This is a genomic window from Acinetobacter halotolerans (assembly GCF_004208515.1).
Taxonomy (GTDB): domain Bacteria; phylum Pseudomonadota; class Gammaproteobacteria; order Pseudomonadales; family Moraxellaceae; genus Acinetobacter; species Acinetobacter halotolerans.
This window is the reverse complement of sequence record NZ_SGIM01000014.1, coordinates 32,110-46,069: the sequence shown is the minus strand read 5'-3', so window position 1 is coordinate 46,069 and position 13,960 is coordinate 32,110. Positions and strand designations below refer to the sequence as shown.

At 39.7% G+C, this 13,960-nt stretch carries 11 protein-coding genes and 1 pseudogene; 10 read left to right on the top strand and 2 right to left on the bottom strand.

Annotation, left to right across the window (positions count from 1 at the left end; all coding sequences use genetic code 11):
- Window positions 1-45 precede the first annotated feature (45 nt).
- Genes EXE30_RS14190 through EXE30_RS14175 form a run of 4 tightly spaced genes read left to right on the top strand, consistent with a single transcriptional unit; the run spans window position 46 to window position 4,997 of the window.
- Complete coding sequence (locus tag EXE30_RS14190; protein WP_130162961.1) at window positions 46-1,458, top strand: amino acid permease; 1,413 nt, start codon at window positions 46-48, stop codon at window positions 1,456-1,458.
- 50 nt (window positions 1,459-1,508) lie between these two features.
- Window positions 1,509-2,714: an imidazolonepropionase gene (hutI, locus tag EXE30_RS14185; protein WP_130162960.1), complete on the top strand. Its 1,206-nt coding sequence runs from the start codon at window positions 1,509-1,511 to the stop codon at window positions 2,712-2,714.
- A gap of 34 nt (window positions 2,715-2,748) precedes the next feature.
- Window positions 2,749-3,669 carry a formimidoylglutamase gene (gene hutG, locus EXE30_RS14180; RefSeq protein ID WP_130162959.1) on the top strand — a complete coding sequence of 307 codons (921 nt, stop codon included), beginning with the start codon at window positions 2,749-2,751 and terminating at the stop codon, window positions 3,667-3,669.
- 56 nt (window positions 3,670-3,725) lie between these two features.
- Window positions 3,726-4,997 carry a Glu/Leu/Phe/Val family dehydrogenase gene (locus EXE30_RS14175; protein WP_130162958.1) on the top strand — a complete coding sequence of 424 codons (1,272 nt, stop codon included), beginning with the start codon at window positions 3,726-3,728 and terminating at the stop codon, window positions 4,995-4,997.
- A 68-nt stretch (window positions 4,998-5,065) separates the two neighbouring features.
- Here the strand turns inward: EXE30_RS14175 and EXE30_RS14170 are convergent, their stop codons facing one another.
- On the bottom strand, window positions 5,066-6,472 hold the full coding sequence (locus EXE30_RS14170) for an aminotransferase-like domain-containing protein (protein ID WP_130162957.1): 1,407 nt from the start codon (window positions 6,470-6,472) through the stop codon (window positions 5,066-5,068).
- 232 nt (window positions 6,473-6,704) lie between these two features.
- Here EXE30_RS14170 and EXE30_RS14165 point away from each other — a divergent pair, with 232 nt between their 5' ends.
- On the top strand, window positions 6,705-7,523 hold the full coding sequence (locus EXE30_RS14165) for a hypothetical protein (protein ID WP_213072747.1): 819 nt from the start codon (window positions 6,705-6,707) through the stop codon (window positions 7,521-7,523).
- Between the two features lie 41 nt (window positions 7,524-7,564).
- On the top strand, window positions 7,565-7,738 hold the full coding sequence (locus EXE30_RS15930) for a cbb3-type cytochrome oxidase assembly protein (RefSeq protein WP_165382414.1): 174 nt from the start codon (window positions 7,565-7,567) through the stop codon (window positions 7,736-7,738).
- A gap of 238 nt (window positions 7,739-7,976) precedes the next feature.
- Here EXE30_RS15930 and EXE30_RS14160 read toward each other — a convergent pair whose 3' ends face one another.
- Entirely contained in the window at window positions 7,977-8,981 is a 1,005-nt protein-coding gene (locus EXE30_RS14160; protein ID WP_004671726.1) for a helix-turn-helix domain-containing protein, read from the bottom strand.
- An 85-nt stretch (window positions 8,982-9,066) separates the two neighbouring features.
- Here EXE30_RS14160 and EXE30_RS16095 point away from each other — a divergent pair.
- From EXE30_RS16095 to EXE30_RS14140, 4 genes and pseudogenes are all read left to right on the top strand, one after another.
- Window positions 9,067-9,174, top strand: a pseudogene (locus EXE30_RS16095) (putative solute-binding protein); the annotation flags it as partial.
- Window positions 9,175-9,261: 87 nt separating this feature from the next.
- The gene (locus EXE30_RS14150) at window positions 9,262-10,173 is read left to right on the top strand and encodes a metal-dependent hydrolase (RefSeq protein ID WP_130162955.1); all 912 of its coding nucleotides are present in this window, start codon (window positions 9,262-9,264) and stop codon (window positions 10,171-10,173) included.
- 130 nt (window positions 10,174-10,303) lie between these two features.
- Window positions 10,304-11,311, top strand: a complete 1,008-nt coding sequence (locus EXE30_RS14145; RefSeq protein WP_130162954.1) for a putative solute-binding protein — start codon at window positions 10,304-10,306, stop codon at window positions 11,309-11,311.
- A gap of 159 nt (window positions 11,312-11,470) precedes the next feature.
- Window positions 11,471-13,879: an FdhF/YdeP family oxidoreductase gene (locus tag EXE30_RS14140; protein WP_130162953.1), complete on the top strand. Its 2,409-nt coding sequence runs from the start codon at window positions 11,471-11,473 to the stop codon at window positions 13,877-13,879.
- Window positions 13,880-13,960 lie beyond the last annotated feature (81 nt).

Genomic DNA, 13,960 nt, shown 5'->3' with positions numbered 1-13,960 from the left:
GAGTGGCCGAATCTAACTAAATTTACTCAAGGATTGGAGATTATAATGTCACAACACTCCACATTACAGCGGGGGTTGAACACCCGTCATATCCGTTTCTTAGCATTGGGATCAGCGATTGGAACGGGACTTTTTTACGGTTCTGCGACTGCCATTAGTATGGCAGGCCCTTCGGTCATACTCGCATATATTGTTGCAGGGATTGCAATTTATATCGTGATGCGGGCACTTGGTGAAATGGCAGTAAAGAACCCAGTATCGGGTTCATTTAGCCATTATGCGACACAGTATATTGGTCCATTTGCTGGTTTTACCACAGGTTGGACCTATGTTTTTGAAATGATCATTGTGGCTCTTGCTGACGTGACGGCATTCGGCATTTACATGGGATTTTGGTATCCAGATGTGCCGCGGTGGATTTGGATTTTGTCTTTGATTATGTTCTTAGGGGCAATCAACTTAATCCACGTAAAGGTTTTTGGCGAACTTGAGTTTTGGTTATCTATCGTCAAAGTTACAGCGATTGTTGCCATGATTTTAGGCGGTTTAGGGCTTATGTTTTATGGGTTTCAAGCGGATAACAGTGGTTTTACCACAGGCATCCAGAACCTATGGATACATGAAGGCTTTATGCCTAACGGAATAGCAGGTTTAGTCGCTTGTTTGTCGGTGGTGGTGTTTGCATTTGGAGGTATCGAAATCATTGGTATTACAGCGGGTGAATCTAAAGATCCAAAGACCTCGATTCCTAAAGCGATTAATGCTGTGCCAGTTCGTATCTTACTGTTCTATGTGCTCACGATCTTTGTATTAATGTCGATTTTCCCTTGGAATCAAATTGGTAGCCAAGGCAGTCCTTTTGTACAAATTTTTGAAAATCTTGGGATTGGATCTGCTGCAACGATTTTGAATATCGTGGTGATTACCGCAGCTGTTTCGGCCATCAATAGTGATGTGTTTGGTGCAGGACGTATGCTTTATGGCATGGCGGACAAAGGGCAGGCGCCACAAGTATTCCAAAAGCTCTCGCGTAATGGCGTGCCTTGGATGACAGTGGTTGTAATGGCTGGAGTACTATTGATTGGTGTGTTACTGAACTATCTGATTCCAGAAAATGTGTTCCTGATCATTGCTTCAATTGCCACATTTGCAACGGTTTGGGTCTGGTTAATGATCTTACTGTCACAAATAGCCATGCGTCGTAAACTTTCTACTGCCGAAATTAAAGCACTTGATTTCCCTGTGATTGGTTGGCCGTATGCGCCTGCATTCGCCATCGGGTTTATGCTGTTTATTTTGGTGATGATGGGGTATTTCCCTGACTCTCGACCTGCGATCTATGTCGGTATCTCGTGGTTGATTCTACTTTGGATTGCTTACAGCATATGGGTGAAACCTAAACAAAACACGGTACTCGTAGACCATAGTCTGCCGCAGAATATTGGAATGGAACGCTAAATACGAAATAGCCTGAGCATCTGATGCTTGGGCTTTTTGAGGATATATGCATGAAAAAGCTTTGGAAAAACTGTCATATTGCCACCATGCAAGATGGACAATATTCCAGTATCGAAAATGCTGCCATGGTGACGCTTGGGCAGCACATTCATTGGATTGGTGCAGAAAAAGATGCGCCTGCTGATGATTATGTGGAGTCTATTGATCTCAAAGGCGCGTGGGTGACACCGGGTATGATTGATTGTCATACCCATAGTGTTTTTGGGGGCAACCGTAGTGTCGAATTTGAACAACGTTTGCAAGGTGTGAGTTATGCAGAGATCGCTGCAAGTGGCGGTGGGATTGCAAGTACAGTGCGTGCAACACGTGAAGCAACTGAAGAGCAATTACTTGCATCGGCACTCAAACGTATTCGTTGTATGCAGAAAGAAGGTGTGACCACCATTGAAATCAAGTCGGGTTATGGCTTGGATTATGAAAATGAACGGAAAATGCTGCGTGTGATTCGTCAGATCGCGCAAACTTTACCCCTGACCGTGAAAAGTACCTGCTTAGCAGCACATGCTTTACCTCCTGAATATAAAGATCAAAGTGATGCGTATATTGAGCATATCTGTACTGACATGCTGCCAAAATTACATCAGGAAGGTCTCGTGGATGCGGTGGATGCTTTTTGTGAGTATCTAGCATTTTCACCTGAGCAAGTCGAACGTGTATTTAAAACGGCACAAGCTTTGAATTTGCCGATTAAATTACATGCAGAGCAATTGTCATCACTGGGTGGATCAAGCTTAGCGGCACATTACCATGCATTATCAGCAGATCATTTGGAATTTATGACTGAAGATGATGTTAAGGCAATGGCAGAAGCGGGAACTGTCGCTGTGCTATTACCCGGCGCATTTTATTTCCTGAGAGAAACGCAGCTTCCACCACTCGAAAGTTTACATAAGCATGGTGTTCGGATTGCATTGTCGAGTGATTTAAATCCGGGTACTTCACCAGCATTGTCTTTGCGTTTGATGCTCAATATGGGCAGCACCTTATTTCGTTTAACCCCAGAACAAGCGTTGGCAGGTGTGACCATTCATGCAGCCCATGCACTCGGTCTACAGGATACGCATGGAAGTTTAGAACAAGGCAAAGTTGCCGACTTTATTGCGTGGGATATTGAACATCCATCTGAAATTGTGTACTGGCTCGGTGGTGATTTACCGAAACGGATTGTTCAACATGGCAATGAAATTGTTTTTTAGTATCAAAATTAATTTTTAAAGAGTGACATTGATTATGAATCATTCATTTACGTGGCAAGGACGACAAGATGGTGAAGGTGACGGGCATTTACGCATCCATCAAGTGGTCAATACCAGCCAACATGCCGCTTTTGCCTTAATTGGCTTTAGTTCGGATGAGGGGGTGAAACGTAATAAAGGTCGCTTAGGCGCAGCAGATGCACCGGATATGATTCGTGCTCAATTGGCAAACTTACCTGTTCATCAGCCTGTCACGATCGCAGATGTTGGTACCGTAGTCTGTGATCAAGGTCAGTTAGAAAAAGCTCAGGCAGAGTTGGCTGAACAGGTGGAAAGAAGTTTAAAACAAGGCATGAAGCCGATTGTTTTAGGCGGCGGCCATGAGGTTGCTTTTGGGAGCTTCTCTGGACTATTTCACTATATTCAAAAGCATCAACCAGATAATAAAATTGGCATTATCAACTTTGATGCACATTTTGATTTGCGTGAAGCAGAGCGTGTCAGTTCAGGTACGCCATTTTTAAATGCAGCACAACTATCATCACAACATGATCAAGAATTTCATTATCTATGTATCGGCGTTGCGAAACATTCCAACACGAAAGTGCTGTTTGAAACAGCAGATCGCTTAAATTGCGAATATATATACGATCAACAATTACAACCCTCAAAAATTGATCATTTGATTGCGAAAATTAACGGTTTTATCGAAAAAGTTGACCACTTATACATTACAGTAGATCTGGATGTATTTAGTGCCAGCATTGCTCCAGGTGTGAGCGCACCAGCAGTGAAAGGAATTGATTTATCAATCTTTGATCCGCTGTTTCATGCCATTAAGGAAACAGGGAAAATCCGTGTTTTTGACGTGGCGGAATGTAATCCACGGTTTGATTTGGATAATCGAACATCCAAATTAGCTGCATATATTATTTTTAATTACATATTCGATTGATGGATCGGCTGCGCAAGTAGTCGCTCCATCAATTTTTAATTTTATGAGGATAGACAATGTCTAATTTATCTTATATCTCTCAAAATAACGGTCCATGGTCAACCTATCTCGAACAAATTGATCGTGTTGCTCCTTATCTAGAGCATTTAGAAGATTATATCGATACACTCAAACGTCCTAAACGTGCTTTGATTGTAGATGTGCCGATTGTGATGGATGACGGTACGATTCAACACTTTGAAGGCTATCGTGTTCAACACAACTTATCGCGTGGACCAGGTAAGGGCGGTATTCGCTATCATCCAGATGTAGATTTGAATGAAGTAATGGCACTGTCTGCATGGATGACCATTAAAACTGCGGTATTAAATCTTCCATTCGGTGGAGCAAAAGGTGGTGTGCGTGTAGATCCACGTAAACTTTCACCACGTGAGTTAGAGCGTTTAACACGTCGTTATACCAGTGAAATCAGTCATATCATTGGGCCACAAAAAGATATTCCAGCACCTGATGTAGGTACCAATGCAAATGTAATGGGTTGGATTATGGATACCTATTCATCTGGTCAAGGTCATACCGTAACAGGTGTTGTGACAGGTAAACCTGTACATTTAGGCGGTTCATTAGGTCGTGTCAAAGCGACTGGTCGTGGAGTGTTTATCACAGGTCAGCAAGTTGCAGACAAAATCAAACTTCCTTTAGAAGGCGCAAAAATTGCGGTTCAAGGTTTTGGTAACGTGGGTAGCGAAGCGGCTTACTTGTTTGTTGAATCGGGATCGAAAATTGTGACGATTCAGGACCACACAGGCACTATTTACAATCCTGAAGGAATTAACTTAGAAGAACTAAAAGTTTATTTTGAGAAAAACCAAGGTGTAGGTGGCTTTGCTGGCGCACAAGCAATTAGCGATGAAGATTTCTGGTCTGTTGAGATGGATATTTTGATTCCAGCAGCATTGGAAGGGCAAATCACTGTTGAACGTGCTGAAAAAATCACAGCGAAATTGGTTCTCGAAGGTGCAAACGGTCCAACCTATCCTGATGCAGATGATATGTTGATCAAACGTGGTGTCACTATTGTCCCAGACGTAATTTGTAACGCGGGCGGTGTAACCGTAAGTTATTTTGAATGGGTTCAGGATATGGCGAGTTATTTCTGGTCAGAAGATGAAATTAATCAAAGACTAGATAAGTTGATGATCCAAGCGATCAACGATGTATGGCATACCGCAAGTGAAAAAGCATGTAGCCTCAGAACTGCGGCCTTTATTTTGGGTTGTGAACGCATCCTGAAAGCACGTATGGAACGCGGAATTTTCCCAGGTTAACTTTAACTGGGTGAATCAAAACGATCTTAGAGCGAGTGCTTTAAGGTCGTTTTTTATAGTGCAGTAAATTACATTCCATCCTGAATAACATCAATGAATAGTTCAACGGCGTGTTGAATCTGCTCAGTCCAATCAAAAGAACAATTCATGCGAATGAATTGTTGATGAGAGGGCAAAACATTAAATAATGGACTAGGGGCAACACCGACTTGACGCTGAATCAATTGTTCATACACTTGCATACTACTGACCTTGTCAGGCAGTTGAATCCAAAGAAAAAAACCACTTGGATAGTTATAAACTTTGCTGCCTTGGGGTAAATGCTGTTTCAGATAATGAAAAAATTGCTTTTTATTTTTTTCTAAAGTGCGTCGAAGTGTTCTTAAGTGCTTTTCATAATGATGATGTGAAAGAAACTCAACCAGTGCATTTTGAATCAATGCATTCGCTGAAATGGTACTCATCAGTTGCAAATGTTGGATATGCTCTGAGAATTTGCCTGCATAAACCCAGCCTACACGAAAACCTGAACCCAAGGTTTTTGAAAAAGAAGAGCAGTGTAATACTAAATTTTGCTGATCAAAGTACTTCATCGGCAATGGTTTTTGGTGACCATAAAATAGTTCTTCATAGACATCATCTTCAATCAAATGAATTTGATGCTCATGTAAAAGCTTTGCGATTTTATATTTAATCTCTTCGCTTACGGTAAATCCAATTGGATTATGTGCATTCAGCATGAACCAACATACTTTAATTGGATAATCTCGAATCACTTGCTCAAATGCTTCAAGATCAAAACCATGCTGAGGGTGTTCGGGAATGGTAACGACTTTTAAACCCAAACGTTCAGCCGCTTGCCAAGCGCCATAAAAGATGGTTTGTTGCAATAAAATATAATCTCCCGGTTGCGTAATCGCTTGCAGAGAAAGGTTAAGTGCATCTAAACCACCTGATGTAATGACGATATCATCGGCCTCAGTTGGAATCCCTTGCATACAATAGCGTTGAGCAATCAGTTTTCTTAAGGCTAAGTTTCCCGGGGGGAGGTTTGAGGTTTGATCGTAACTATGCCGATTACGTGCCAGTTGTCCCATAATTTGAATGAGCTTGGGCGGATAGAGCAATTGACTCTCTGGAAAGGCCGAACCTAAAGGACTGACTTGTTTGGACTGAATAGATTTCAGGTATTTAAAAACCAACGAGTTAATTTCAATTTTAGGATTTAAAGAAACCACAGAATAGGTTTGGGGAATGTTTGGATTGCTTTGTTCCGCGATAAAATAACCCGATTTTTCTTTTGAATAAATCAGTCCCTGTGCTTCTAGTTCTTGGTAAGCATTCATCACTGTAATTAAACTAAAACCCGAGATTTGTACTTGCTCACGCAATGAGGGTAATTTGCTATGCGCTTGCCACGTACCATTCTCGATGAGAAGTTTAAGCTTATGTGCCAACTGTTCTGATTTATACATAAGGTCATGAATCCAAATCTGGTTATGAGAATGCAGAATTAATTGATTTAATTTTATAACAGAATGAGAGTATATGAATAATCTGTTATATTTTTTTAGTCAAACTCTGTCGCTATCCACCTATTGCTCATTCCTTCACAATAACAGCATGAACGAAGCAACTTATTTGGTATCTACTGGCAATAATTGCATGGTCGCTCAAAATTTGATTTGGACTTAAGGGCGTATGACGATGTTTGTGACGAAGCAATTAAATGCGATGACTCGGTTTTTTAAAGAGACAACACCTTCGCAATCGATGCAAAAACAGCTCGTGCTTGAATATGTAAATCTAGAGGCGACCTTGTTACGTGCAAAGGTGCTTAGAGATTTCTCTAAAGAGAAAATAGCGTATATCGCACAAGCAAAAATTGGGCAAAACGATAATAATCTGGCTTATTTATTTGCACCATTTATTATCGCGAATCTAAATCAAGCTGTGATGTATACAACGCCTGTTGCGTCATCTGTGTTATCAATTTTGAATCAATACTATCAGGCCGAAAGAAGTACCAATCTAAAGGTTGAAGATGTAATTCAGAGCCTTAAACTCCATCTTGATCTGGTTGATTACATGACAAGCGAAGAAGACTTCCTCTATCGAAGCTTGGTCAAAGCACTATGTCGAACAGATATCTCTCATATTTTCTTGATTACCCATTTAGTTATAGATGATGAACAACGCAACATACTGCAAGCATATTTCGATATAAAAATTGATGTGATTCATGCAGATGTAGCAAAAAGCATAGTCAATGATGATCTGATTAATACCAGAAAATTATTGTTCAAAAATAAAGATGAATGGCATAAAACGCTTTGTATGTTGTTTTCAGATTTAAACGCAAATCTTGTCTCGCAAATTGGTCAGTTCAGCAAGAGTCAAGCCAGCCATCTCATTGAAGATATGTTCTATGCAGAGCATATCTTTGAAAAATTATCGGTCTATGCCGAATACATGCAAACCCGTATTCAAAATGGTGCGGGTTATAGAGCACTGATCACGATTTAGTTTTTCAAAATTTGAAATTTATGATTTTAGGAGCAGATGATATGTCTCAGAAGCCACAAAAGTTCCCATATATTACGGTTGGGATGAGTATTTTATTCGGTTGTTTATTTTTAGTTTTCTTCTTTCTTGCCGTGAGTCATCAGCCTGATTATATGCCTTCTCAGCAAAAGCAAAATGCGACCCAAGTGCAGCATTCGATTCAACATAATAAGTAGATCGAGTAGGTATCAACATGGTGCTGTTTTATCACTTTTAGTGGTGAACAGAGTGCTCGCTAGCAACGACTTTGCTTTAATACTGATTGCACAATGGATTGTGCTAACAGAATTTTAAATTACCATAACAGTTAGGTGAGAAGTCTTGGCCTTTGAGTTGTAAGTTTGATAAATTCATTTGCAATGGATTAACGTCAGAAATGATATTATTTTAAATAGATTTTTAAAACTTAGTGAATTAATGTTTTCGAGGTGTTGATCCTGTCCAGCGTTTAAATGCGCGAGAGAAGTTTTTGGCACTTGTATACCCAAGGTGGGTAGCAATATTTTCAAGAGATAAATTAGGATTTTTAAGGAGCTGGATCGCTTTTTCACATCGTATTTTGTCGACAAGCTCTCTAAAGTTAGTTCCTTCACTTTCTAATTTTCGTTGTAAAGTGCGTTCTGAGATTTTCAATTTTTTAAGTATTTCTGTTAATGGACTAATTCCCATACTTTCATCATAAATCAAATCTTGGATAATATGATTAAAGCTATTTTGTTTTAATAACTTACGTAACTGTAATTTACATTCTTCTCGAGCGAGACGCTCAGCAATTGGGTCCGAGTGTAGCAAAGGAATATCTAAAATTTCTTTTTTAAATTCTAGACGTGTTATGGGGCGATTAAATCTTATTTCACCAGGAAGTAAGGGTAGTAATTTATCAAAATAAGTAGGTTTACTAAATTGAACATCTGCAAAACCAGTTAATTCATGCCCAGAAATGCTTTTTCCCATTTGGGCAAAACCAAGCAATAACGCAATTTGAATAACCTCATCAAGATAATAAGCTTCAGTCTGCTGAAAGATAATTATTGCGTGATCATCTAAAACTTCGAGTTTGATGGTATGTATGCTGGATTGAAGTGAAATAAACTCTTGGGCAATATTCAACGCTTCTCTAACATCGCGGGCCAACATTGCAGTCATACCCATAAGGCCATGACATGTAATGGTCATTTGAATACCGAGATAAAAACCAAACTCTAAAGCAGGTACTTGGGTGAGTTCGAGTGCTCGTCGTAGGATTCCCATCACAATTTTGGCATCTGCCCGCCATAAGGGCTGGAGCAATTGGTTTGTATTAAGACCAGACCCTTTTAAAAGCTCATCTCCTGAAATATCCCAACGTGATACCACATCAACCATTAAAGCAATGTAGGTACCTGGAACTGTTTTTTCTATTTCTTTATTCAGTTTCATAAAAATTAACGTCGGGAAATGATACCAAAATGGCTTGCTAAGAACTATTACAACATTTTTTTTTATTTAAAAATAGCCTTAATAAATGTTGAGCGATGGACGAATCGAACTCACAAAATTAGACATTTATGATCCTTTAATGATGGGCGTTTTAAAACGTGCGCGTTGTACGGCTGAGAGAACAGATTTTTGAACGCTCTTTAAGTGCAGAATCGTGAATTAATTTTTCTGATTCTAAATGTTTAGACGATATAAACCTAGATTGTAAGTAGAGGTCAATATGAATGCGGTTGTTCATCACAAACTTGTTGCAAGGCCAGTAAAGTTTGATTTTTCAAATTCCCCTGTGCAGTGGATTCCAAATGATCCTGTTTGCTCTCATTTGATTAATGGAATTAACCTGATTTTGCCTGCAGGTGAGTTTTGGTTTTGTCGTGTCTATAACAAGACCTTACCTTATATTAAAAGCTCAATTTTAATAGATGATGTAAAAGGGTTCATTCGTCAAGAAGCAACACATGCGCGTGCACATCAGAGTGCGCAAGAATTTCTTATCCAGCACGGCTATAATCTTGATCCTGCATTGAAAAAAATTAATTGGATTTTTAGCACTCTACTTGGTGAAAGCCCTTTAGGAATTAAAGCATTAGAGTTAAAGCCACTAGAACAATTTTGGTTGGTTACTAGAGTGGGAATCGTTGCTGCAATCGAACATTTTACAGGTGCGCTTGGTCAGTGGTGTCTGGACAATAAGTCATGGGATAAAGCAGATCCAGTGATTGCGGATATGTTCCGTTGGCATTTGGCTGAAGAAGTTGAGCATCGCTGTGTAGCATTTGATTTATTTAAAGAAATGATTCCAAATAATGTTCTTTTTTATTTATATCGTCAGTTCTTAATGGCCCTGGTATTTCCTATTTTTATTTATGTACTCGCAGATGTTGGTCGTAAACTAGGCAAGCAAGATCCAGATCAAGCTGTTCAGAAGATTGCGAAACGCACACTAGTAGGATTACTAACGAAATATCATCGACAAGCAAAACAAACGGATAATGGCCCTACACTTAGCTTCTTATTTAAAACAACAGTACGTTGGATTTCACCCAAATTTCATCCCGAAACTGAGGGAAACACACAACAAGCTTTAGATTATTTAGCACGTTCTCCAGCAGTGCAAATGCTCAGTAAATGATGAGATTAAGTATGGTGTTTTATTATCAATCTATATCAATGAGTCAAGCATCAAGTAGATATCAATTATTTATAAAACTATTTTAACAATGATGTGGAAATCAAACTTTAAGTTTGTCACAGGAAAAATTATGAAAAAGTTCTCATTTGCACTTGTATCAGCTTCAATCATGAGCATATCGCATTCAACTCAAGCAGCGGTTGATGTATGTGTCTTTGATATTTTAGGTAAGTCAGGTGAAGCTTACAAAATGATGCAAGATTGGTCACTTGCTGCAAAAGCTTGGGGAGCTGATATTAATCTTATTGCGATCACTGACGAACAAGTTGCAAACAATAATTTTAAAGCAGGTAAATGTGCAGGGGTCGCGATGACCTCTATGCGTGCACGACCTTATAATAAGTTTGTTGGTTCTATTGATTCTTTGGGTGGAGTACCAAGCGACGAGATTGCGAGACGGGCAATAACTTTTGTCTCTGATCCGCGTAACGCTGCTAAAATGACGACAAATCTTGGTGGTAATAAATATGAAGTTGTTGGGATTTCTCCGTTAGGGTCGGCTTATATTTTTGTTCGAGATAAAAGTATTAATTCAATTGAAAAAGCCGCAGGTAAGAAATTTGCAGTACTGGGATATGACGATGCGCAAAAACTGATTGTACAACGTGTGGGGGCTCAAGCAGTTCTTTCTGATATTTCAAACTTTGCAGCGAAGTTTAATAATGGTCAAGTGGATATGATTGGTGCGCCAGCCTATGCCTATAAACCACTTGAGTTAAGTAAAGGCTTGGGTACTAATGGTGTGATGTATAATTTTCCTGTATTACAAGTGACAGCAAATTTGGTCATACGACCTGAAAAATTTCCAGTCGGTTTTGGTCAGAAATCCCGGGATTGGTCTGTTAAACAGCTACCAAGGATATTTGCAACCATCAAACGATTAGAAGCTGAAATCCCTGCAAAATATAAAATGGATTTAACACCTGAGGATAAATTGAAATATCAAAAAATGATGCGTGATGGTCGCATTGAGTTGACTCAACGGGGGATCTACGATGCTGGTATGATGTCCGTATTAAAGAAAGCACGTTGTTCAGTTGATAAAGCAAACTTCGAATGTTCTTTAGATGGGGAATAATAAAAAACCATATTTTACTCAATGTTAAATAAAGCCTAGATCATCTAGGCTTTATTGTTATATAGCGTAATTAGACAAATCAAGAATAGAAAAGAACAAAAAATCATGTTAATCCTATCTGAGATTGAAATTTAAAATAGCTCAAATGAGGGCAATTCGATGAATGAGTTAGAACAAGCTAAACATAAACAAGAAGATACAGGATATGCCCGAATTGAGCCTTATACTCAACCCGCAGGTGGGTGGGGAGCATTATTAAGCGTTGCTCGCAATCTCAAACGTCAAGATATTTTGAAAAAAGGGTCAATCACTTTACTCAACATTAATCAACCAACGGGGTTTGATTGTCCGGGTTGTGCATGGCCTGAAAAGAAAGATGCACATGCTTTTAACTTTTGTGAGAACGGTGCAAAAGCAGTTGCCTTTGAAGCAACCAGTAAAACCGTAACACCTGAATTTTTTGCTCAACATACTGTCAGCTGGTTGACTGAGCAGAGTGATTTTTATCTTGAGGACTTAGGACGTTTAACTGATCCAATGCGTTACGATCCCGCATTAGATAAATACGTGCCAATTTCTTGGGATGATGCATTCCAATTGATCGCCAAACATTTACATGCTTTAGATCATCCTGACCAAGCTGCATTTTATACCTCTGGCCGTACCAGTAATGAAGCAGCTTTTTTATATCAACTGTTTGTACGAAGTTTTGGAACCAATAATTTTCCAGACTGTTCCAATATGTGCCATGAAACCACCAGCGTTGGCTTGAAAGATGCGATTGGTTTAGGCAAAGGCACAGTCACTTTGGATGATTTCGATCAAGCCGATGCAATTTTTAGTTTTGGACATAATCCGGGAACCAATCACCCCCGCATGTTGGCAACGCTTAGAGAAGTCTCCAAACGTGGAGGCAATATTATTGCGATTAATCCAATCAAAGAGCGTGGTTTAGAGCGTTTCCAAGATCCTCAAGCCCCTTTGGAAATGATGACCAATGGTAGTACGCCGATTAGCCGTTATTATTTCCAGCCTAAAATCGGTGGGGATTACGCTTTATTATTTGGTGTACTTAAACATTTGTCTGAATGGGACAAAAAAGCCATAGCCAAAGATAAGGCAAGTGTATTTGACCGTAGTTTCATCGAGATGAATACGATTGGTTTTGAGGAAATGCTAGCAGAGATTGATCGCACTGAATGGTCTCAGATTCATAAACACACAGGACTTTCACCTGAACATTTAGAATCCATAGCTCAAATGTTTCTTGATGCGAAAAAAGCTATTTTCTGCTGGGGTATGGGGATTACTCAGCATCGTCATGGTACCGCCAATATCCACATGCTAGCCAATTTAATGCTGGCAAGAGGACATATTGGTCGTCCCGGAGCAGGTTTATGCCCAGTACGTGGACATAGTAATGTGCAGGGCGACCGTACCATGGGAATTAATGAAAATCCGAGTGATAAATTGCTGGATAGCATTGATCGTGTATTTGGAATTCAATCACCACGTAAACATGGTTTTGGTGTCGTCGATACCATTAAGGCAATGTATGACAATAGGGTAAAAGTATTCATTGGCTTAGGTGGGAATTTTGCCGTCGCAACACCCGATACACCTTATACGCAAGAAGCGTTAAAGCGTTGCAATTTAACAGTACATATTGCTACTAAAATGAATCGAAGCCATTTGGTTTGCGGTAAGGATGCTTTAATTTTACCTTGTCTCGGGCGTACCGAAGTAGACATGCAACTTCATGGCGCTCAGGCAATTTCCGTTGAAGACTCAATGAGCAATGTCCATCTTTCGGCAGGACGAAACCCGCCAATCTCAGAGAATATCTTATCTGAACCTGATATTGTGGCACGAATGGCTGAAGCAACTTTGCTTGATAGTAAAGTCAAATGGAAATGGTATATCGAGAGCTATGATCGCATTCGTGATTCGATTGCAGACGTGTTTGATGAATTTCATGATTTTAATCAACGGGTCTATCAACCGAGCGGTTTTCATTTAGAACATCCAGCCAATCAACATGTTTGGAATACACCAAGTGGTAAGGCGCAGTTCTTGATTACGCCGTTGACGGAAGTCTATGAAGACAAAGAAAACCAATATGCTGCTGCTTATAGTGAACAACAGGTTTATACCTTGATGACCACACGTTCGCATGATCAGTACAACACGACTTTATATGGTTTAGATGATCGCTATCGTGGTGTGTATGGGCAGCGACGTGTCCTGTTCATGAATCAAACTGATATTGATGAGGCTGGTTTTGAAGCAGATCAATGGGTGGATATTGAAAGTGTATTCTCCGATGGCGTGAAGCGGATTGTGCATAGTTTCCGTATCGTGCCTTATAACATTCCAAAAGGAAGTTTAGCTGCGTACTATCCTGAAACCAATCCACTGGTGGCTTTGGGTAGCCATGATAAATATGCCAAAATTCCTGCGTCGAAAAGTGTTCCCGTTATTTTGCATGCAGGCCAAGCTCCTGAACATTTCAATTTGGCAGTTGAAGTCGATCCAGAACATGCCAACGAAAGAGTCAGCGGTGCATAACTTTCTAGATTTATAAAGAAATTTTAATCCAGTGATATGGGAAAGAGAGTAATAGAGTGGAAGCACAAAAATTAGGCTATG

What these genes read in the sequence shown, in the direction of transcription:
- EXE30_RS14190 (WP_130162961.1), top strand. Translation starts at nt 46, where the DNA reads ATGTCACAACACTCCACATTACAGCGGGGGTTGAACACCCGTCATATC.
- EXE30_RS14140 (WP_130162953.1), top strand. Translation starts at nt 11,471, where the DNA reads ATGAATGAGTTAGAACAAGCTAAACATAAACAAGAAGATACAGGATAT.
- hutI (WP_130162960.1), top strand. Translation starts at nt 1,509, where the DNA reads ATGAAAAAGCTTTGGAAAAACTGTCATATTGCCACCATGCAAGATGGA.
- EXE30_RS14165 (WP_213072747.1), top strand. Translation starts at nt 6,705, where the DNA reads ATGTTTGTGACGAAGCAATTAAATGCGATGACTCGGTTTTTTAAAGAG.
- hutG (WP_130162959.1), top strand. Translation starts at nt 2,749, where the DNA reads ATGAATCATTCATTTACGTGGCAAGGACGACAAGATGGTGAAGGTGAC.
- EXE30_RS14170 (WP_130162957.1), bottom strand. Translation starts at nt 6,472, where the DNA reads ATGTATAAATCAGAACAGTTGGCACATAAGCTTAAACTTCTCATCGAG.
- EXE30_RS14175 (WP_130162958.1), top strand. Translation starts at nt 3,726, where the DNA reads ATGTCTAATTTATCTTATATCTCTCAAAATAACGGTCCATGGTCAACC.
- EXE30_RS14150 (WP_130162955.1), top strand. Translation starts at nt 9,262, where the DNA reads ATGAATGCGGTTGTTCATCACAAACTTGTTGCAAGGCCAGTAAAGTTT.
- EXE30_RS14145 (WP_130162954.1), top strand. Translation starts at nt 10,304, where the DNA reads ATGAAAAAGTTCTCATTTGCACTTGTATCAGCTTCAATCATGAGCATA.
- EXE30_RS14160 (WP_004671726.1), bottom strand. Translation starts at nt 8,981, where the DNA reads ATGAAACTGAATAAAGAAATAGAAAAAACAGTTCCAGGTACCTACATT.
- EXE30_RS15930 (WP_165382414.1), top strand. Translation starts at nt 7,565, where the DNA reads ATGTCTCAGAAGCCACAAAAGTTCCCATATATTACGGTTGGGATGAGT.